Origin of the sequence: Nocardia sp. NPDC024068 (genome assembly GCF_040638875.1) — a bacterium.
Taxonomy (GTDB): domain Bacteria; phylum Actinomycetota; class Actinomycetes; order Mycobacteriales; family Mycobacteriaceae; genus Nocardia.
In genome coordinates this window covers 15,382-38,837 of record NZ_JBEZYU010000035.1, presented here as the reverse complement: position 1 = coordinate 38,837, position 23,456 = coordinate 15,382, and the positions used below count along the sequence as shown (strand labels likewise).

4 protein-coding genes are annotated in these 23,456 nt (G+C 69.8%); all 4 read left to right on the top strand.

Annotated elements, in window-relative coordinates; genetic code table 11:
* The 4 genes from AB0F41_RS22445 (at nucleotide 1) to AB0F41_RS22430 (ending at nucleotide 23,393) form a co-directional block, all read left to right on the top strand.
* Nucleotides 1-5,847 carry a hypothetical protein gene (locus AB0F41_RS22445; RefSeq protein ID WP_357426787.1) on the top strand — a complete coding sequence of 1,949 codons (5,847 nt, stop codon included), beginning with the start codon at nucleotides 1-3 and terminating at the stop codon, nucleotides 5,845-5,847.
* A 226-nt stretch (nucleotides 5,848-6,073) separates the two neighbouring features.
* Nucleotides 6,074-7,468, top strand: coding sequence for a hypothetical protein (locus AB0F41_RS22440; protein WP_357426785.1), 1,395 nt, complete (start codon nucleotides 6,074-6,076; stop codon nucleotides 7,466-7,468).
* Nucleotides 7,469-7,614: 146 nt separating this feature from the next.
* Nucleotides 7,615-9,273 carry a hypothetical protein gene (locus AB0F41_RS22435; RefSeq protein ID WP_357426783.1) on the top strand — a complete coding sequence of 553 codons (1,659 nt, stop codon included), beginning with the start codon at nucleotides 7,615-7,617 and terminating at the stop codon, nucleotides 9,271-9,273.
* Entirely contained in the window at nucleotides 9,273-23,393 is a 14,121-nt protein-coding gene (locus AB0F41_RS22430) for a Fic family protein (protein WP_357426781.1), read from the top strand. Before AB0F41_RS22435 ends, AB0F41_RS22430 begins: the two co-directional genes overlap by 1 nt.
* Nucleotides 23,394-23,456: the final 63 nt, after the last annotated feature.

Below are 23,456 nucleotides of genomic sequence, written 5' to 3'. Positions count from 1 at the left end.
GTGCAACTACCGGACGGTATTCCGCCCTGGGTCGCCGAAGTGGTCGTCGGACACCTACCGGAGGCCGTTCCCGAACAGATTCGCCGCAGCGCCGACCATCTGTCCTCGGCAGCGAACGCGCTGGACGCCCTTGCCGACAGGCTGGAGGAGCGGGCCCGCACCGACGTCGAGCTCGCAATCGACGGCGCGGCCGGCGCGGCCATTCGGAAACAGCTCGACACCATCGTGACCGATAAACGTGCCATCGCCAAAGGTCTGAACGATCTGGCCCGCAAGACCTACGAATTCGCGACGACCGTCGAATTCCAGCTGTACCTGGCGATCGGAATAATCGCGGCACTGATGCTGCAACTGGCGGTATCGGGGGCGCTGTTCTTCGCCGGTGGTTCGGTGATCGCGATCGCCCAGCGGCTCGCGGCGAAGGAAGCCGTCATGCTCGGCTGGCGCCAGATGCTCGCCCGGCTCGCCCAGATACTCGCCACCTCTGTGGTGCGGTTCCCACGCGCGTCGATGGTCCTCGGCGCGACCGTACTCGGAATGACGATCGGCGGCGGCGTGAACTGGGGCGCGCAGCAGGTTCAGGTCGCTCAGGGCCACCGCGAGAAAGTGAACTGGAAAGAGGTCGGGGTAGCCGTCGCCGCGGGCGCCGTCGGCGGCATCGCCGGCGTCTATGCCGGTCGGCTGGCCGCTTCGGCGGTCGGGCGCTACGCCGTTGATTCCGCATCCAGAGCGGCACGGATGCGGCAGCAGGTCCTGGCGACCCTGGCCGCGGGCGTCGCCGGTGGCGGCGCCGGCGGGCTGGCAGGCGGAATCACCGCCTTCGTCGTCACCGGTGGCGATCTGCGGAAGCGCGACCTGATCAACATGATCATCACCGGCGCGGGCTCCGGACTGGTCGGATCGGTGGGTTCGTCAGTGAATTCCGCCCGTGCCGCCGCCGGATCGGCAGCACGGGTCCCGAGCCCGACCGCGGAAGGGCCGGTGCCCGATATCGCCTCCGCTCCCGGCGACGGCCATGTCGCGCCGCCCGAGAGCATTACTCGCGGCAGCACCGGACAGGACGGGGCAGTCACCGGCCGGCTCGCCGGCGAAATCACGAAAATAGGCGAAAACGCCGCCGGGCGCTTCGAACCCGGAGAATTCGCGCCGGGTCCCTCACGCGAGGCCTACTACGCCTACGTCGCCGAACAGAACGGCGCTCCCCGCCGCGCCGGGCCGGAGGTGAACAACCCGGGCGGTGCGACGAAAGATGCCGGCTCACAGTCTGTTTCGCCTACCGGGAACCGTGGTCCCGGGACACCGGCGGCCCCCATGCCGGGGCAAGGCCATCCCGGGCCCGCCGGCGCCGCGGCGGCACCGGAGGCACGCCCGATTCGAGTCACCGCCTCGGTATCCGCCACACCAGACGGACCCGCCCCGCCGGTGGTGCCGGAGCGATCCGTCACCACCTCGCACCCGGCCACCGGCGCCCCGGAAGGGATCGGTGGCGACCCCGGTCCGCGCGTGACCGCGTCGGTCGCGGAGGCGCCCGCCACCACGGCACACGACCCGGCGACAGCAGGGCCGGCCGCCGACCACACTGCCGCGGGTCCGAATCCGGCGGGCGACGGCGTTGTCGCCACCGACGGCAATCCACCCGGCAACGGTCGCGGCGATACACCCGGTATCACCGACGGCGATCCGCCGCCGACCGGCGACGGCGCCTACCATCCCGGTACGGTCCACTACGATCCGAAGTCCGGCGAAATGTACTGCGCCCCCGAAGTCGCCGCACGCAGTCAGGAATGGGCCGAGCAGCGAGGCGCGCAGTGGTACGGCCGAGCCGACGCGATCGGCGACGGCGCCGCCATCGAGGGTGTCGACGCGGCATCGTTCGCGAAAGCCCTCGGCGGCGATTTCAAACCCGGCGGATGGCGCTCACCCGAAGAACTCATCGACGATATCGCCGTCAACGGCGGCCACGCCGCCGCGGTGTTCCAATTCGACTGGGGTGCGCACGCGGCCACGGTCACCCACACCAAACCCGGCCATGTCATGGTCGCCGAGCGGCTCATGGTGACCAGACCCGGCCCCGGCGGGTTGCCCGAGCGGTTCCCCATCATCCGCGAAGTCCACAGTGAGGGCATCGTCCGCGAATATCGAGTCGATCCCGCGGGTTCGCGAGTGAAGATCCGGGACGAGACAGTCCCCGGCGCACTGCACCAATGGCTCACCCAACTGCCCGAGACCCGAATCACCAACGCCGTGCAGTTCGGTGACAACGGACTCCCGCTGATCCGGATCGACGCCTCCGGCCCCGGCGGCCCCGACGGTCTCAAGGCCGGTATCGACGTCCCCTGGGACAAGATCGGTCACCTCCACGAGAACGGCACCGCCCTCCTCGACCGGGAAGCCGCACCGCCACCGACCCCGGAGCGCGTCTCCCTCGCTCCCGCCGACGAGGCGGCATTCGCCGATATCGCCCGGAATTTCGACCTGCCGGCCGAACCCGTGGCCGATCCCGGACCGGCAGGGTATGCGCAGCAGGGAGACCGGACTGCCGCTGCCCTACCGGCCCCTACGGTCGAACCGGGGCTCCTCGCCGGGATGCGCCCGGCAACCGCGGAGATCGGCCCCGTTCCGGCCGTTTCTCCGGAACCCGCGCCGAGAGCCGACCCCACAATTCGCACGGCAATGGTCCCCGAGACCGGTCTTGCCACCTCGCCGCCGAAACCCGAGGCGAATCCCGCAGCCGGTAGCACCGTGCCGGAGCCCCGAGGCCCGGTGGCCCCGGCGACGGCCGAGGCAGGCCCGGCTCCCGGGCGCCCACACACCGCTGCCCCACCGGCGACGGCCGGCATCCCGGCGGCAGCCGCGCACGCGGCGCCGGCAGACGATCCGACCCCCTGGGCAGCAGTTACGCCGGTCCAGGAGCTGCCGCCCACGGAGAACCCGGTCATGGCCGTCCGTTCGGACGATCGACCAGAGGCGCTGCCCGCCGAACCCGAGGAGTTCCACCCCCGGAACCCCGGTCCGCTGGTGGACCTGCCCAGGATCGGTCTCGTCCCGAATCCCGGTGCGCACGGCACCACGTATCCGCTGGACCTCCCGCCGCAGCACGAGCGCCCCGACGGCACCTACTTCGCGATTCCCGGTATCGCACCCGTCGAAGAGGACGGGTCGAAACGGGATTCGGTCCTGCCCCGCGAAATCGCGGACCCTCGTCCGAATCTCCCAGCGGAACGACCGCGATTCCTGCAGCCTCAGCACCCCGACCGCGATCCCGACGCCAACCCCGAAGCCGAAACCCCGGCGACCCCGTGGGTCACTCCGCCACAGCATTTCACCGCCGCGCCTCCACACCTGCCCGCCGACACGTCCACGGGCCTCACCGACCCCACGCTGCTCCCCAGCGGCTACTCCACTCGCCCGGACGAGTACACACCGGGGGCGCCCACGGATCCGTCCCGCGCCCCCGGCCACAACCCGCACGGCCTCGACGAGTTCCGGCCGCCGGGCGATATCCCGGACCATGCCGGCGTCCCCACACTCACCCCGGCCCGCCCGCCGGGCAAACCGGTGGAAGCCTTCCGCCCGATCCCCTGGGCGCGGGTCGTGCCGGAAGACGGCACCCGGGCCGGACGCCGCCGGGCGCAGGATCTCCCCGAGTCCACGGCCGCGAATACACCGCGGCCCATCGCGCAGGCCCCGACTCCCTGGTCGAAGCCACAGCAGGACCTACCGCCCACCCCGCTTTCGGTGCCCGGCCGACGGCGCGCGGGCGCACCGGGACTTCCGGCTGTGCACGCGGGCGACCCGATACCGGCGGCGCTCTGGCTCGAAGACAAACCGCTGGACAGCTGGGAGAGCCTGAAGCAGGAGAAATACAGAACGGTCCGCGAGCTCGGGATCGTCCGCCGCGACGGCGGCGGCGCGACCCGTGGCGATACTCCGCCCGAGGAAGAGCCGTCGGCGGCAACCGAACTCAAACTGAGATCGAACGGTGCGGTTATCGGCAATATCGCCAGCCTCGGTTTCGGGTCCGCCTACTCACTGGTGGCATTTCGGCACGGCGCTTCGGCCAGTGATGTCGCCGGCGTTCTGGCTGCGGGCCAGGCGGTCACCGTGCTGAGTCAAGCCGCGGCCGGGAAACTCTCCGACGCCTATGACAGCCGGGCCATACTGCGTTACAACGCCGCCGGGACCGCCGCGGTCATGACGACCAGCGGTATCTGGATCCTGGCCGATCAACCCGGATTCATGGTGGCCCTCTCGGGCGCGTACCTGGTCGGCATGGCCAGCGACGCGATCGCCCAGAATGCCAACTTCGTCTACGCCCCCAGGCTGGCCAAAACAGAGGCCGACCAAGCACTTGCCAAAAGACTGGTGCTGCGGGATCGCGCGATGTCGGCCGGGCTCGGCAAAGGCGTGGGACCCCTGACCCTTTTGGTCGGGCCGTGGGCCCCGGCCGCACTGAACGCGCTGGCCCAAGCGACGAATACGCTGATACTGGGCAAGCTCCCCCCAGGGGAGCCGGAAGCCAAAGACAAGGTCAAGTACACCGACGCGTTGAAGGTCCTCTGGGCGGACAAATGGATGCGCAACTTCACCATCATGAACATCCCCGCGGTCCTCACCACCGCGGCAGGCACGTTCATCCTGTCGGTGCGAATCGAGGAATTGGACTTCAACGGCGGTATCGCGGCAGTACTCATGTCCTCGGTCGCCGGCGGTATCCTGCTCACCCGGGCGGTACTACCGGAGAAATTCGAGCGCGTCAACCTGAAATGGACCTATCCGGTTTCGTTCGTCGGCCTGTCGGCCTCGATGGCAGTGCTTGCGACCGCGGACAGCTGGCCGGTGCTGGCCGGTGCCTATGCACTGTCGGGTGTGGCCGCCCATTTCAACAACCTGGCTTTCGGCATTCACTGGGGCAAGGTGTTTCCCGAGAAATTCAACGGCAGTCTTACAGCAGTCACCAATATCGCCGGTTCGCTGGGCGGAGCGGCCGGCCCCATAGTAGCCGCCACCGGTATGGCGATAGCCGGTCCGGAGGGAGCGGCGATGGGAGCCGCCGCGGCATTCGGCGCGCTGGTCATCGGGGCGACCATCAGTGGCCTTCGCACGCTGCGACACGCGAAGGAAGCACCGCCGGAAGGCGACGGTTCGGCCCGGCACCCGGGATCGGTCACCACGCCCGATCCCGATATCGTCGTCAAGAACACTGCGATCCAGCTCGACCGGGTATTCCGGGAATTCGACGCCAGCGGCGCATTCACACCGCGCGGCCGGAATCACCGCGCTCGCGCATACGCTCAACGCCCACGGGCCGAGTCGGCGGCGGGCGGCGATACGAGCACCGCTGCGCCGCGCCGCCGAAGATTCTCCAAAATCCCCCGCTTCCGCAGCGCCGCGCACAACGAGCCGCTCCCCGCGAACACCGGCGCACCCATCGAGGGCAACTCGAAACCTCTCGAAGCCGTTCTCGGCTCCCAGCTCCGGCCGCACGCCGTCGACAACCTGGGCGCGGTTGTCGATATCGTCCGCACCCCGGGAAACGGGGTCGACGTCGCCCTCATCGTCGCCCAGAAGGACACCGAATACCTCGGCCGGATCATCACCAATGTCGATGACACACTCCGGGTTTTCGAGATCGATATCGAGAACCCGGGCAACGCGGTACCGCGGTTACTCGACACGGGCGGCGAAAATGGCGAGGCTGTCCTGCAATTCGGAGACCAGAACGTCGACAAAGCCTCCATCGCGTACTTCAGCCACAACAGGAGCACCCCCAGCACGGGCGCTCCCGGGAACCGCTCGCGCGCACGCACGCTGCGCCCCCCCGAAAGCCGCCCGCCCGAACTCTGACCGCCCATCCGAAATCTGATCGCGCACCAGCAAACTGACTGCCCACCGGCGAGAACCGCACTACTGCCCCTGTTTCCCACGCGTGAAACCAGTCCTGCCGACTTGGTAGCCTCACCCCCGACCGGCCCCGCCCGCGTGCGTCGCGACGATCGCGAAACACAGTGACCGGGCCCGTCCGCCCACTCGTCCGGAAGCGACGAAGGCGACGGCCGCGGAAGGAGAGCCGGTGCCCGACCAACCCTACGAACCGACTCCGGACCATCCCTTGATCCGGGCGCTGGTCACCGAGGCGCCGGCCGGTTGGGAACGGATCGACGCGGTATTCGCGCTCACCGTGACGGCCCAGCATGCGGTCGTCGTCCACTCCGACGGCAGACAGGTCCTCTCGTCCCAGCCCTCCGAGACCGTGCTGGAACTCGCCCGCGAGCACCGGCGGCAGCACGCGGGTCCCGGCGGCCCGTGGTGGCGGATGCTGCTCACGCTGACCGGTTCCGGCGAGCCCGAGGTGGAATACGACTACGGCGAGGACCCGTTTCCCGAATCACAGTTGTTCCCCCCAGAGGCGTACCGCGCCGACCTCGAGGCGTTCCCGCGCTCTGAAGTGCCCGTGTGGCTCGGCGCGTATATCGGGCACGGCGACCGGCAGCGGCGCGGCGCACAGCAGGCGGCGGCGCAGGTCCGGGCGGACCGGGACAAGCGGGTGTGGCCGACGCTCGTGGAGAACGAGTTCCCGCCGTTGCCGATCCTGTGGGCCCGCTGGGCGACGATTTCGGCGGCCTTCGTCGCGGCCCGGTCCGAGTGGGGGCCCCGGATCCTGCCGTGGACCGGGGTTTTCGAGGGCGCGGCGCGCGCCGGTTCGACCCTGTACACGCTGCCCCACGGTCGCGCCGTCCTGTCCGGCGGGGTTTGGGACGCCCCCGAGCTCGACGCGGCGTACAACCACGGCGCTCCGATACCGGACCTCTACGCGGGTGCGCCGGGATGGGTCTGCGATGAGACGCTCAACACGCGCGCGGGTATGGGTCTGCTGTCGTTCTGCTATTGGTGGGACGGCGGGCGTTGGTACCGCGGCGAGTCGCCGTCCTCCATCCAGTGCGCGACCGCGTTGCCGGGCGTGTGGACCGCCGATATCGTGCGGGACCTCGTCGTCGGCCTGGCCGGCGGCGGTGGGTTCGCCGCCCATGCGGAAAAGGCCGCCGCACTCGTATCGGCCGCCGAGGCAGGCGTGGTCACGCGCACGGCGCTCGAGGACGTATTCACCGGCGACCACGATATCGACGGAGCTTTCCACCAGTACGAACTCGCCGGGCTGGCCTCCACCAGACCGGAACCCATACCGGCCGAGCAAGCGATCTCGTTCGTCCGCGACTACATCACCGGCCGGGGCCTGAACACCGCCGGTTATCCACTGACCCGGCTGACCGCCGAACGGTTCAGCGTCGGCTGGATGGTGTACGTCCCGGTCGCCGAGGGCGAGATGGCCATCGACCGAGCGGTGTTCTACGTATCGGACGACGGCACGCTCGAGCATTCGACGTCGTCGACCTCCCCGGCCGCGGCCGTCGCCGAGCAGGAGCGCGCCTTCACCGAACGTCACGGACCGGCCGTCCTCGACCCATGACGATGGGCTCCACGCGAGTCCACTGCCTGCGCTCCCCTCCTGCGCAACCCCGGAACTCCCAGGGCTGGGAATTCCGGGAACCGATCGCGCGGCACCGCACGGGACAATTGGACTCCGGATGAGGTACAGGCACTGAGGACGGTCGTATGGCGCAATCACTGCGAATCGACCTGGACGCATTGCGCGCGCTGTCTCCGGAACTCGCCCGGATCGCCGAAGACGCGCGGCGTGACCTCTCCGAACTGGAAACCTCGCTGGCCGGGGAAGGCCGCTGCTGGGGTGATGACGAGCCGGGCCGCATGTTCGGCGAGACCTACGAACCCGAACTCGACGACGGGCTGACCTCGTTCCGTACGGTCATCGAGAACCTGGGCCGGATCAGCGCCGGAACCGATCGGGCCGCGGGTGCCTTCGAACAGCAGGACCTGGATGGCGCCCGCCGGATCATGGAGACACCTCGGCCGGAAACTATCACCCGAAGTCCGGTCGTACCCGGATCGCTTCCGGTCGATCGGACACCGGTGCCGGCGAACGCGGTGCCGGATCCCCTGGCCACGGCGCCGCCGGGCACCACCGTGACACCGGCTACCGTGACCACGCCGGATCCGTCGGCCTGGCAGCCCGGGACCCCTCCCGTGGGATCGCCGGCCTTCCCGGACTCCACCGGCGCCTCGGCACCGACCGGCGGAAACCCCACCGGCTCCGACCCCGGCCCCTCGGACGCGAACACCGTCCCGGGCACCTCGGACGCCACCACACCGGCGGTGGGTTCACCACCCGCTACCACGCCGAACCCCGGCGCCCGCCCCGATACCGCGACCTCCGCGCGGCCCGCCGCCCCGTCGAACCCCACGCCCGCCCGCGCCGCACCGGAGACACCGTGGTCGCGGGCCCCGGGTGCGACCGGAGCCGACCGGCCCGCGACACCGTGGAAACGAGACGGTATCCCGGTCGGTGCGCCCCGCGGCCAGGTCTTCTCCCCCACCGGCGGTTCCCCGCCGCCGCCGCCCGCCCGGCAGCAACCCGCCGCGCAGCGACCGGGCACACCGCAGCCCGGCGCGAAGAAACGCGAACGGAAGAAAGACAAACCCGTGGCGGCCCGGCCGGGCGCCGAATCCACGGGAACCGATCCCGCGGCGCTGGAGGCGGCGCGCGCGCTGGCCCGCCGGCACGGCCTGCGCCTCACCGGCTTCGAATCCTCCGGTATCGACCCGCACTCGGTCGCCGAGATCGCCGCCGCGCTCGACGACCTCCTGGCCAGGTATCCGTTCCTCGCGCTCGGCGGTCTCGAGGTGGCCGAACTTCGTTCCGGTCTCACGGCGGTGCGATGGGAGCGACCGGCGGATGGGCAGCCCACGGCACGGATCGTGCTGCAGCGCCGGGCCTTCGCCGAACCCGGCATCATCGCCGAGAAGCTGAGGGCGGCGGCGCTGTCGGCGCGGATCGCTCCCGGCTCCGGCGAACGCCCCGGCTACGCGGTCATCGTGCATGCTCTCGCCCGGATCATGGCCGATACCGCCGGTGCGCCGGTGCGGCGGTGGGCGGAGCAGGCGCTGATCACCGAATACCACCGGATCAGCGGTCCCTGGACACACGGGGACACCCTGGCCTCGGTGGTGCGCGGATACCGGGACTGGCGGGAGCAGCTGAGCGGGGCATGTTTCCGGCGCGGCCGCCTCGCCCCCGGCGCCGCCCTCATCGACGGATTCGCCGAGGTCGAGTTGCTCGGTGATCGGGCTTGCGGGCCGGCGAAGGTGTTGCATCGGCTGGTGGTCGAGAACGCGCGTGGGCGGTCGGATCCGTAGTGGCGTTCCAGCTTCCGGACGGTATCCCGCCCTGGGTCACCGACCTCGTCATCGGTCATATCCCGGTCGGTGACCCGGAGGCGATGCGCCGCTGCGCCGATTATCTGTCGGCGGCCGCGGACAGGCTGGTCCGCCGATCACAGGAACTCGACGACTTCACCCTCGACACCGTCCGCGCGTCCATGGACTCCGAAACCGGTGCGGCGCTGCAAGAACTACTGAACAGCAACGCCGCCGACATGCGCGCGGTCTCCGAAGGACTCGACACCCTCGCCCGCAAAATCTATGAAGCCGCCAACGCCCTCGAATTCCAGCAATACCTGGCCAAAGGTATCGCCATCGCACTCACCATCCAGCTCACCGCGTCGCTGGTGATGTTCGCCGCCGGCGGGTCGGTGATCGGACTGGCGCAGCGGCTGGCAGCCAAAGAAGCCGTCGTCCTGGGCTGGCGCAACATGCTCACCTGGATGGCCCAGATCCTCGCGAAATGGATCGTGCGGTTCCCCCGGTTGTCGATGACCCTCGGCGCGGCCGCGCTCGGCATGGGCATCGGCGGCGGCGTCAACTACGGAGCCCAGCGCCTGCAGGTCGCCGAAGGCCACCGCGACAACATCGAATGGGGCGAGGTCGGGGTCGCCGTGCTCGCCGGCGGTGTCGGTGGCGTGGTAGGCGCCTCGGCCGGACGCGCGGCCGCGGCGGCGGTGACCCGCCGCGGCCTGCAAACCGCGTCCAGAGCAGCACGCATGCGCCGGCAGGTCTTGGCGACCCTCGCCGCCGGCGCTTTCGGCGGTATCTCCGGTGGCCTGGCCGGCGGGATCGCGGCGTGGGCGGTCACCGGCGGGGAACTCCGCGGCCGGGACCTGATGAACATGGTGATGACCGGGTTCGGGTCCGGACTCGTCACGTCGCTGAGTTCCTCCCTACACGCCGCCCGCGCCGCCGGACGCGCCACACCGCCGACCCCCGGCGCCGCGATAACCGGCGTTCCCGGCCGGCGCCCGGGACCGGTGAACCGGGTAGCGGCCGCTTCCGGCGCCCTGGACGGCCCACTCAGGCCGGTCACCTCGACCGGTGACGGCCACGCGCGCCCACCACGGAACCTGTCCAGCACGGATATGGCGCGAGGCCAAGAAGTTCCCCGCGACCTCGCCGGCGGGGTCGACGAAGTGTTCCGCACTATCGATATCGACCCGGCCGCGTTCCCCGACGGCCCGGCCCGCAACGCCGCCGACGCCTTCGTCGCCGAACAACGCGGCGCCACCCGCCCTCCCAGCCCCAGCACGGAAGGCAACGGCGTTGCCGCACCGAAAGACTCCGGTGCACAACCGGCCACACCCACCACACACCGAGGCCCGGGAACAGCCACCGGACCAACACCAGGATCGGCTCACCCCCCACCCGCACCCGGATCGGCTCACCCCGCACCCGCCGGTGGCGTATCCGCGCCGGAAGCAAGGCCGGTTCGCGTTGCCGCGCCCGTGGCCGCGACCCCCGACTCCGCCCCGCCACGGATCTCGCTGGACTCCTCGACCACACCGTCGCGCCCCGCGGTCGGTTCCGAAGGCGGTGCGGAGTCCGGGGTGCGCCCGGCGATGGCGGCCGCCGACGCACCGGCAGCACCGGTGAACGACGGCGGAACCCCGCCCGCCGCACCCGAACAGTCCACCTCCGCACCACGCGACGGCGGCGGGGAACCGAACCTCGCGGCCGCGGACTCCGACGCCAACCCACCCACCGCGAAAACAGACGGCGACGCACCCACCGGATACCGCGGTGACGACGGGCCCGCGGGTTATCCCGAAACCCCACCACCGGACTCCGGCGACGGCGCCTGGAACGCCGCCCCCGCACCCGATACCTACACCCCCGGCGAAATGTATTGCGCCCCCGAATCCGTCGCCGACACATACCGCAAAACCGGCTACAACGGCATCAACCCCTCCGCCCTACCCGACACCGCGGGCACCCGCGGCGTCGACGTGGTGAGCTACATGAAAGCACTCAACGGCGATATGAAACCCGGCGGCTGGGACACACCCCGCGCCCTCGTCGAGGACATCCGCACCGGCGCCAACGGCCGCCACGTCGCCGGCGCCATCCAGATGAAACACGGCGCACACGCCTTCACCGTCACCAAAACCGAGGCCGGGCACACCGTCATCCACGAACGCACCGGCGATATCGTCCGCGACATCTCCTCCGAAGGCTGGAAACGCGAATACCTGGTCGACAATGAGGGCCGGCAGATCAGCCCCGAATTCGTGACGGACGACCCGAACGCCCTCGGCACCTGGCTCTCCGAGCTACCCGACGTCCTCATCACCAACGGTGTCGAATTCGCCGACGGACTGCCGCTGCTCCCGCTCGACGGCGCGGAACCCGGCGGCTCCGACGGTCTCGGCCGGCCGGACCTGCCCTGGGATCCGCTGGGCAATCGCCCGGAGGGCGGTGCCGCACTCCTGGAACGAGACGCCGCCCCACCCCCGGACCCGGAATCGGCACCACTGGACCCGGCAGCCGAGGCGGCGTTCGCGGACCTGGCCAGGATGTTCGACCAACCCGCGGCGCCGGTCTCGGCGGACCCCGCCCCACGCACCGTCCCGGAAGCCACCGCGAATCAGGCCGTCGAGCCGACGAATCAGGCGACCGAAGCCCGAACGAACGAGGCGGTCGAGACCGCCGCGAGCCCGGTCACCGAACCGACTGCGAATCGCGTGACCGAGTCGGGCGGGCGGGCCACCGAGCCGAAGGCAACCGACGTTACCGAGCCGCAGGCGAACAAGGTTACCGAGACACCGGCGGGCCGAGCCACCGAAACACCGAACCGCCCCACCGAGCCGCCGCCGGTGAAAGGCGCGCAGGACGACGCCGGGTCCGCCACCAAGACCACCGAATCGCCCTCCACGCCACCCCCGAACGCCGAAAATCCCACCGCACGACCCGAACCGAATCAGGTCGCCGCACGGCAGGGCACGCCTCTCGGTGACGTGCCCTCCGCCCGCACCAACCCCGCTCCGGACGCCGCGCCGACGCCCACAGCCCGGCCCGCTGCACCCGAACCCACCTCGATTCCTCCGGTGGCTGGCGCACACGTCACCCCCGCGGAACCGTTCTCCGCGACCACCGCACCACCGGCGCATACGACAACGCCCGCCCCGCACCCGATATCCGGCAGCCCGGAGCCCTCACTTCCCACCCCGAAATCCGGAATACCCGCCGAGCCGTCCCCCGGCTCCGTCCCGCCCACCACCACCACCGCCGCCGCCGCCACGAACCCTGCGGATTCCGCACGGACCCCCACCCCCGGCCCCACCATGAGTACCGCCGGACCGGACGAGCAGCCCCCCGAACCCGAAGAGTTCCGCCCCCAACTCCCCGGCCCACTGGTGACCATGCCCCGCCCGAGCCTCATCCCCGACCCCGGCGAATACGGCACCACCTACCCGATGGAACGCCCCCCGGAATACGAGCGCGCCCAAGGCGACTACATCACGATCCCCGGCGTCCCCCACGCCGAGGAGGACGAATCCAACCGGGAACCGGTCCTCCCCCGCGAACTATCCGAGTCACGCCCGAAGATCCCCGCCGAACGTCTCCGCTTCCAGCCCCACGACCCCGACCAGGAACCCTCGGATACCGACCCCCACGCCGAACCCCCGCCGATCCCCTGGGTCACCCCGCCACAACGGTTCTCGGCCGCGCCACCGGCCCACCTTCCGGCGACCCCGCCCACTGCACCCGAAGTCTCCCCACTACCGGGCCATTACGCGAAACGTCCGGACGAGACCACGCCGGGCGCACCCACCGACCCTTCCCAGCGGCCCGGACTCAATCCGCACAGCCTCGAATACGCCCCTCCCCTCGGCGGTATCCCGAACTACACCACCGGACCGGGGGCGGCACCCGCCCCGCCACCGGAGAAGCCGGTGGAAACCGTCCGCCCGGTGCCGTGGGCGCAGGCCGGTATCGGCGGCCCGCCGCCCGGTAAGAAGCGGCGCAAAACACCACCCGGCGAGCAACAGGAGGTTCCGGCTCCGCCACCGCCGGCTCTCCAGCAGTCCGGCGACACAGACGAGACCGGCGGCGCCGGCCAGGGCCGCCCCGGCAGCCCGTCACGCAAACAACCGGCAGCAACGTCCGCGGACCGCGACCAAGGCCGTGATACCCCGCTGGCAGCTGCCCCGGGCCGGATGCCATCCGTCCAGGACCTCGCGACCGACCCGGCTCGTGTGGCGGCGTTGCGCACCGAACGCGATGCGTTGCGTGCGGAACTGATCGCGCTGGGCGGCAGAGCGATGCAACCGTTCACTCCCCGGCGGGTCGAGGAAACCCTGATCGGCTTGCTCGCCCGGCAACGTAACGGCACTCTGACGCCCCGGCAGCAACGCGGACTCGAAGTGATCCAGCAGTTCAAGATCGCCGACGCACTCATCGCCGACGTCGACGAAATCCTTACCGCCGTGCCCGGGCCGGAGCCGAAACCCGCGACAGTCCCTGCCGAGAAATCCGACCCGTCCGATCGCCCCGCGGTCCGAGAGCCCGGTCCTCGCGCGGCCACCGACCATCCGCCCGAGCGTGATTACGAGCTCGCGCGCGCGACGAAACCCGATGTAGTGGCAATCGGTTCCACGAGGGTGCCCTTCCAGCGCGTGACGATCCGCGACGGCAAGGTCTACGACGCGGACGACAACCTCTACACCTCCGCCCCGGACGGGGACAGCTTCCTGATCGGCGCGGATCCGGACGATATCCGAACCGGACCGGCTTCGGTGGTGACGCACGCCAGGTTGTACGAAACCTACGAGCCGGGAGCCGACGGGGTCATCGGATGGGGCCTGTGGTTCGTGGTCGACGGCGTGGTGGTCCCCGATCCCGCAGAACCCGATTACAAGCTGGCGTTGGGGGGCTACCCATTCGGAGACCAGCGCTACGATCTCCGGTTCATCGTGCAGACACTGGATGTCATGCGCACCCGGGGGGTCGATATCACGGCCGCGGATGTCGCCCTGGGCCGTACTCAGGGACGGCTGTGGGATCCCGAGAGCATCAAGTCGACGATCGCGAACATCATCAGTCGGGTGGCTCACGACACCGCGGTGATGTTCAACGGCTTCGGCAACGATTACTGGATCTCGGTGAGCGGCACCGCGCCCGGCCTGAACAGCTACTCGATCACCCTGACCGTGCACCCCGTGCGCGGGCACCCCGGGCAGGTCACGGTGGACCTCCGCCGCGAAGACGGTGCGTACACCGCACGGTACAGCGATCTCCAGCCGGGCCGATCCCCGCACCACGTACTGTCCGCTCTCGACCGATTCCACGAGCAGCTGGCACCGTGGCTCGCGGAGAACAACGCCACCCTGGTCCGCCATTTCCGCGACGGGTTGTCCGAGGCCGAACAAACAGGCGCCCCCCGTCCGAACCGGTCCGAGCCGGGCCGGGGAGGCGGTCCCCAGCCGTCGCCCGGCCCCATCGCCCACCACGAAATCGACCGTGCCGAAGCACTCGACCTCCCGGGTAAGAAGCCCGGCAAGCCTTTCCCGGGCGGCCCGAACCTCGATATGGCGTTGGGCTTCCATCACGACGAACACGGGCGGGAGTGGGATGGCAGCAATCCGAACGAGCAGCCCGCACAGCCGGATAGCCCTCCGCCTGCACCCACCCGGCCCGCCGCCACACCACGGGGTCATGCCCCGGGCTCCGGCCTCGATACCGGGCGGCTGGTGCCGGCCGCACGTGAAGGTGACATCGCCGCCTTCGACGAGTTACGTGGCCGGTACCACGACGATGTGGCCCGGATCGTCGAATCGGTGGTCCGCGACAGGAACGTGACTGCCGAACTCACCAGGGAGATATTCGCGCACGCCGCGGGGCAACACGACCGGATACCGGCTGCCTCCCCGGGCCGGTGGTTCGAGATGCTTGCCCGGCAACATGCCCGTGGCTACCGCGAGTTCGCGGATTTTCGAGCCCGCGTCGCCGCCGAATACGGCGATCTGGACGACGTGACCCCGTCGAATCCGAACATCTCGGGGATCGAGGCGGCCGACCGGACACGGTTCCGGGATGCCATCCGACAGCTCGACGAAGCGCAACGCCGGGCCGTGCTGATGCGGGTCCGAGACCTTCAGCGGGCCGGGCCGGTCGCAACGGCGATGGGGATTCCGGTCGAGCAGGTGAACACACTGCTCGAGTCGGGTCTACGGAATATCGCCACACACCTGGGTCCGGAGACGGGCCCGCCGGAAGCCCGACCGGACAGTCCCCCCGTGACGACTGTTCCGCCGCTCCCGAAAGACTCGCCGGCCGGGCCGGCTCCCGACGATGCGCGCCGGGTTGCCATCGGTGCGGTCGCCGCGGAGGTCGGCGTCGAACCCCGATTGGTCGAGATGGTGCTCCAGGGCAGGTCGGCCGTCGCCGATGATGTCGTCGCGTTGGTGAACCAAGCAGCCGAGAGGCTCGGATTCTGGAATCCGGCCACACACCGGGTCACTCGCGCCATGGTCGCGCGTGAGTCCGGTGTGGGGGTGGCCACGGTGTCGAAGGTGCTTCGGGAGGGACCTCTGCTGACCTCCGGAGCAGCTGCCGTGATCCGCGAAGCCGCCTATCGTCACGGGCTCTTGCGGCCACCGGCGGAACGGGTCGTTCCCCCTGCCCAGCGGGTCGCCGCGGAAATCACCGCAGGTGATGTCGCCGCGCAAGCGGGAGTCCCGGTCCAGAAGGTGTACCGGGTGCTGCGCGGTGAAGGCAGCCGAGATCCTGAAGTCGCGGCCCGCATTCTTCAAGCCGCCGATGAACTCGGGTTCCGGACCAGGCCCGCAGGGGCGCCGCCGTTGCGGGTCATCACTCGTTCCGCCCTGCAGAACTCCTTGGCCGAACTGGATCCGGATGTGGCACGCTACGTCGAAGCAAAGTACCTGGACAGGCTTGCGTCGGCCGAGATCGTGGCCGCGCTCGGGCCCGATGCCGATATAGATCTACTGCACAGGACCGCCCTGGCTTCCCTGGCCGCCCATTTCTCGCGGGCACTGGCGGAAGACTCGGTGGTACAGCGATTTTCCTCGGCGGTCGGTGCACCCGTCGACATCGACGGTCTGGTGCGACCGGCCAACACCGCAGATGCCGCGTGGCTGGCGGGGGTCGACACCGAGACGGCCACGCGGGCTCTCGCGGGTGAGAGTGTGCCGGAATCGGTCGCCACACGCGTGCCCGAGGCCGCGAACCGGCTCGGATTGCGGCAGAACCCAGCCTCGGAATCGGGTCCCGGCGCACCCACCGGCCTGGTGTTCGACAGGGAGCCCGAATCCGGTGTCGGACTGCCCGGCGCCGAAGTGATGCAGAATGCGGACGCTCGCCCGCGGGTACCGGCCGCGGATCACCGGACCCTCCGCTTGGCCGATATCGCGCAGGCGGCCGGGGTGGATGTGGCAGCCGCACACTGGATCCTCCTCGGCGGGGGCGGGCACCCGGAGGATGTTGTACAACAAGTGCTCGACGCTGCCGCCCGGGGCGTTCACGACCTGCCGCTGATCCGAGCGGCCGGAGGCGCCCCCGGTCGTACAGCGGCGACGTTGTCGGATATCGCAACACAGGCGGAAGCGACCGACACCCAGGTACGCCGAGTGCTGGCAGGGCAAGTCGAAACACCAGCCGTCGCACGGCGGGTATGGGACGCTGTCCGCAACCTGCTCCCACAGGTCCTCCCCGATCGCGGCCCGGCGGCGATCCCGGTGCCCCGGGCCGCCTTGGCACGCGCCATCGGCAAGATGCCCGAGCTGCTGGCGGGTTTGGCGGAACGGCGTTACCTTCGGGGGTACTCACCTGCTGAAGCTGCCGCGGAGATGGGCGTACATCCCCAGAATTCGACGCGGTTGGGCGTATTGGTCCACAAGCAGCTGTCCCGTAAATTGGCCGCCCAATTCAGACCCGAGAAACCTTCCCCGTACATCCTCAGGCGCGCGCGACTCGAGGATGTCGCCGTAGCGGCGGGAGTGAGCACAGCCGAGGCCCGTCGAGTCCTGACCGGGACCACGGTGCTCGATCCGCTCGCAGCACACGGCGTGTGGGATGCCGTGGCGCGCCTCGGCTTCCGCCCGATGCGTGGTGCCTCCGACCCCGTGCACGATGCCGACGATGCGTTGACCGGATTGGTGATCTTCGCGCGGAGCCGGGCAGAGCAGGCGGGTCCGGGAGGCACACGCACCGAACCCGCTGCGGAACCTGTCCGAACCCTCACCACGGAAGGCGCCCAGGCCGTGTCGGCGACCCGGGCAGTGCTGGCAGGTACATCACTGGAACCACAGATACCGGCCGCCACCGAGCTGATCACCGCACTGGTGACCACAGCCCAGAGCCCCGCCGTTATCCATATCACCCGCGGAGACGACCAGTGGGTGGTGGTCGAGGTGGTGGATCAGAGCCGAACCGCCCCGACCCGGGACACTCCCGACCGCACGACCGGCGCCATCACACCGACCGAAACCGGACAGACCCTGCGGTTGCTGGACGAGAAGTCCCACAGTTGGGGAATCGAACTACACAAGAACGGCGAGCGGACACGCCGATTCACCCTCGTCGCCCCCGAGACATCCGACCGGCAACCACAGGCCCCGCACCCGGCCGATCCGCTGATCGATATGGCCTTCGCGCAGGGTGAAGTCGGCCCGGGCGGTAGCGCCGTCCGACGCCAGGTGGTCGGCCTCTTGGAGCAAAACAACTGGCCCGATGACCAGATCGAAATGATCAGGCTGGCGGTCTCCGAATTCTTCGGCAACGTGGACACTTACGCCTCCGAAGGAGGCGCCCGGGTCAGGGCAGGTTTCAGCGGACCCGGCAACGATGAGTTCGTCTTGACGATCTCCGATGAGTCCCGTGTTGTCCCAGGTTGGAATTTCGCGCGCGTCCCAGCGCAGGCCGAGCCCGCTTTCCCTTCCGGCGAGGACTCCGACTCCACCGGCGGCTACGATCCCGCCGCGCAGAAAGCACTGCTGGACAGTATCGACCTGGATGCGCTGATCGCCAACGAGAGCAACGGCCCCCGGCTCGGCGCCGATCGTACCGAGGGCACCCACGGCCTCGGCGGGGGAATCGTCATGCGGACCGTGGACTCACTCGGTTACGAACTCGCGCCCGCCGGCGCCGCCGGCAAAACGGTGACCATGCGTTTCCGCCGCGAAGAATCCGAGGCGCAACCCACACCGCCCGCCCCGGCCCCGCCACGTCCCGGTGGTTCGCCCCAGCCGCCGGGTGTTCCACCGGCCTTCGCACCCGAGAACATCGACCCGTTCGGTGATCCCGTACGTCCACGGCATCGGCCCGGCCTCCGGCATCCCATCGATCGGGCCGTCTGGAACGCCGTGGGAAACGGCCCGGACGCCGACGCCGCCGGACCCGACGCCCGCAACCCCGACAAGCCCCGCATCCAGGCCGGCGAACCCACGCCCGCGCCAACAGATCTGCGCGCAGCAGTGGACGAGAACCGGCTGGACGCGGTCCGCGCGGCGGTGGACGCCGAAGCCGGCGCCGCACGCCGGAACAGGCATGCCACCCCCGAAGATCTGGCCCGGGTGACGCGGGCCGGCACCTACCTCGACGAACTGCACGCCGACCTGTCCCGTCCGTCCGCGGACCCACAGCGGCTCCGGCTGCTGGTCCACCAGTTCCACGCCCTCGACGAGCGCTTGGCCGCGCAATCGGATGTCGCCCGTGCGCAGAGTGGCCGACCGGGGCCCGGGCTCGACGAAGCACTGGATCGATATAGCGCGGCCGACGAGCGTGTCCGGGCACTCGGCGACCGGCTGGACCAGACCCCTGGCACGCCGGGCACCCCCGCACGCGAACCCGGCACCACACCGTGGTCGAAACAGCGTGGTCCGTGGTACGTCGCACCGCAGGCTCCGGAGCCGGCCGAAGACAACCCGTACGCACAATCGCCGAGCCGCAATGCGGTACCGGCGGAAACCGCGACCGGCGCACCCGGCCCCGGCAGCGCGGTCCTTACGGGCGGGCAGGCCCGGGATACACCGAAACCCATGGCAATAGCCGAACAGAAAGAGAACTCTCCCGAGACGAACGCCGCGCCTGTCTCACTCGCGGACGTGGACCTCGGAAAGCTCTACCGGACCGCAGAAAACACCTTCGCCGAGTTGGTCCGGGTGGGTGAAGTCGCGGACAAGGCGGCCGAGCACAACGAAACGGCCGCTGATGCGCTGGCCGCGAAGTACGACGCCCTCCAGCGTTCCTACGATCTCCTGGACGAGTTGGTACGGATGGCCGAGCTACCACCTCGGACGCTCGATGAGACTTACCTGCGGACTCTGCTCGAGCACTACCGCGACGTGGCAACCAACCCCTCCCGGATGACCGCGAACCTCGGATCCATCGCCGGGTCCAGCGATATCGGTATCGGGAAGGCAGGCGGGGACCATCACAACAACCAGGATTCCTTCGCAATCGCGAAGCTGGTAGTCGGCGGCAAGGTCGTTCAGATCGCGGTAGCCGCCGACGGTACGTCGAGCTCGAAATCGAGCGAACTGGCCTCCGCCGAGGCCACGGCCGCGGCGCGCGATCACCTGATCGAAAAACTGCGAGACGTCGGACCCGACGGTGGTTTCGACCCGATTGCGCTGGTCGAGGGCGCGACGGCAGCCGCCGCGGCGGCCGTCGAGGCGCTGGCGCAACTTCCCGGAATCGCGGGTCACCCCACACCTCCGGCCGCCGCGGTGGTGATCGCGCTGGTGGAGCCGCACCAGATCACCGTGGACTGGCGAGGCGACAGCCGGGCCTACTGGCTCAGCCCGGATATCACCGGTTCACAGCGGATCACCGAAGACGATTCGATCGTCCCGCGGCTCATGCGGGGCGACAGCAGGAATCCGCCGATGAGCGAAGCCGAGGCGCTCGACCTCGACTTCGCTCATACGCTGTCGCGCTTCCTCGGGAATCCGGCCGGTGACACCGGAGAGTCACACGCTCACACCGTCCCGATTAAAGGTCCGGGCCTGCTGTTCCTGGGCACCGACGGCGCGTGGGGCAAGAACTTCGCGGCGCAGACACTGGCGGCGACCGTCTTCGAAGGTCTGGCGCCGGACCCGGGCAACCTGCCCGCCGGACTCGCCGCGGTCGAACAGCACGCCATCAACTCCGGGGAGCGCGACAACATCACCGGTGTCCTGGTCGACCCGGCAGCACCGGCTCCACCTCGACCCGGACCGGAACCCGCCCCGCACAACTCGACCCGCCCCGCTCCCGGCAACCATCCCCGCCCCGCCGGAGGCCCCGGCCCCGTCCCCGGCCCGATCGCCTTCCAGGAATTCGATCCCGCCGAAGCCCTCGACCTCCCCGTCCGGAAACACGGCAAACCGTTCGCCCAAGCACCGAACCTCGACGCGGCGGTGGCCTTCCACCACGACGAGCACGGGCAGGAGTGGCACGGCGGCGCTCCGAACCGTACCGGCGCGACCGCAGCCCGGCGCGGCAAGCAGCCCGACCCCGCAGACACTGTCGACGCACCTCGAACACCGTGGTCGCCCGACCCGCCCGATGAGGCGGGTACCGACCACACGCGACCGGCGACGCCGACCGAGGTGGTTCCGTCCGACACCGGAAATCGTGTGGACCCGTCCGACGGCGCTCAGGTGGTGCGGGCGATCCTCGACGGCCCCACGGCGCCGGTGCGCTGGCGCCGTGAGGCCGCTCGACTGCCGGATGATGTCCTGCTCGCGTCGGCCGCCGATACGGGCATCGACCTCGATGCGATCCGCGGGCGATGGGAAACGCTCGAGACCGACTATGTCCGAGCGGGCTGGCGTATCGGGGGAGGTCTGCTGTTTCGTGGTGATACGCGTCCCGGCCCCGAACTGTGGGAAGAAGGATTTCTTCCGGGTGCGCAGCGCGACGGGAGTGTCGTCTACACGACGGTGCGGGTGAACCGGGCCGCCGACTACGGCGAATCGATGAACGTGGACCACCCGCCGTTCGGGGCGACGATGGTACGCCGTATCCACGTCGTCGACGCGCCCGGCGGCTTCGGGGTGGTGGAGGCCAACGGTGGCATCGTCTCCGTGCACTGGCCGGGCGGGCTGCGCGGTGACCGCATCATGGGCACCTTCGAAATTCCCGCGGAAGTCTGGCACGGCGATTTCGCCGCCCTCGCCCGCGAACTGCCGCGGTACTGGCAACCCAATCCGGGATACCGGCCAAATACCGGAGTTCCCGCTGTCTCCGTCCCGGAGGACGCCCCCGAGGTTCCTGTGCAGCCGGCACCGAAATCGCAGCTGTTCATATCAGGGCCGGAGGCGGTGACAGAGGCCCGTGCACAGGTCCGGGAGCATTTGCGGGGCTGGCGGTCCGAACAGTCCGATAACGCCGAACTGCTCGTATCGGAGCTGGGTGCCCGGCTGTTGGACGCTGGTGACCTGGGCCTGCTGTTCATCGAGGTGACCGGCGGCCGGGGCGCGCGGACGCTGCGTGTCGAGTCGGCCGGCCTCGCGGTCGAGTCCGAATCGGTGATCCGCGCGGGCGAGACGGTGCGCCGTGAGTGGGCGCTCGAGTTGCTGGCGGCCCGGTCCCAGCGATCCGGCAGATACGGTGACGCCAATTACGAGGTGCTCTGGTTCGAACTCGATGAGGCCGCGCCCGCGGACGAGGTGAACTCATACGGGGCGACCGATCTCGGCAACCCGGCACCGCACCGGACAGTCGACAACGGCACGCACCGGGCGGTCCGGGCGGTGAACGAGCGGTACGAACGCGTCGTCCTCGAGGCCGACCGGCTGATCGAAGACCAGCAGTATCTGTGCCGGACCGCAGCTCAGGTACGCGCTCTGCTGGAGCCGTTGCCGGGTGGGGCGACCGCACTGATGAGAGTGACATGGCGGGCAGGTGCCGACCCGACATCCGAGGTCTGGGTGAAGAACGCCGATGGAACCGTCGCGACTCATCCGGTCGCGGGACTCGATACAACACGCGACCTCGCCACGGCGAAGATCCACTCCGTCCAGGACATCAAGGTGACGTTGCTCGACGAGACGGGCACGGTGCTGCCGTTCGACCGGGCAGCCGACGATGCCGCGGTCGACGCGGAGATCCACTCGGCATTCGGGCGCCTGGGCGCCCGTTCCGAGATCGAGCGGCTGCTGCTCGCCAAAGAGTTCATCGACCACCACTTCTGGGTCGTGGGCCTGATCGCCGGAGGGCAGCCCGTCTGGGAGATCTTCGGGAAGCGTGAATTCCTCGGCTGGCTCGGTGGAAAGGTCGTGGCACTCGAACACGGCGAGCAGCCGATGACGGTCGACTTCATCCGGGATGTGCACCGGGCGGTGGCCGCGCCCGTCGTCGCAGACCAGGGCGGGGTGCTGCGGTTCGCGATGGGAGGTATGGGCGGTTTCGAGGCCCCGCTGAACGCGGACGGACTGGCGGCGATCGACGAGGAACCTCTGATGAACTTCTCCGGAGCTCCGTTCGAGACCGGTGTACACGGATCTGTCCTGGAACCCGCGGTGCCCGGGCGAAGCGGCGCCGCGGTGGTCCGTCACCTCGACGTCCCGCTGACCGAGGAGCAGCGGTCCGCCGTGGACGCGGATCCGCTGGCGTCCTACATGAAGCCGGGGTCGAAATACCCCCATGGTGGGCTGATCTATCCGGTGTACGCGGACGAGGCCGAGGTCGTCGCGGCGCTACAGGAGGTATGTGACTGGTTCGAGGGGGTCACGAGGGCTCCGCACAACCCCTACGAGATCGCCGCGCTCATGCAGAAGAAGCTGATCGTCATCCATCCCTTCGCGTTCGACTACAACGGACGGGTCACCCGGATCCTGATGAACTGGTCGCTGCAGCGTGCGGGACTCCATCCGGCGATTCTCGGCACCTACGAGGATATGACCGAGACCGCGCAGCGGTACACGGCACGCGTCCGGTCCGGGAGCGAGCAGAACGCCGAATGGCACGCCCGCCTCACCTCGTCGGACGCCACCGACCCGATCACGTTCTTCGGCCTGGGGAAGCTGCGGGAGCTGTTCCGGCAGCACGGCGGCGACCTTCCCCCGCTGGCTCCCGGCGAAACACATCGGCCGGACGATTACATTCGCCTGCTGGCGACCCTGGCCGCGATCGACGGGTGAAGCGAGCCTCGGCGCCCACGCCGTCCGTGTGGCTCCGGGCTCTCATCGCTGGAGTGCGGGTCA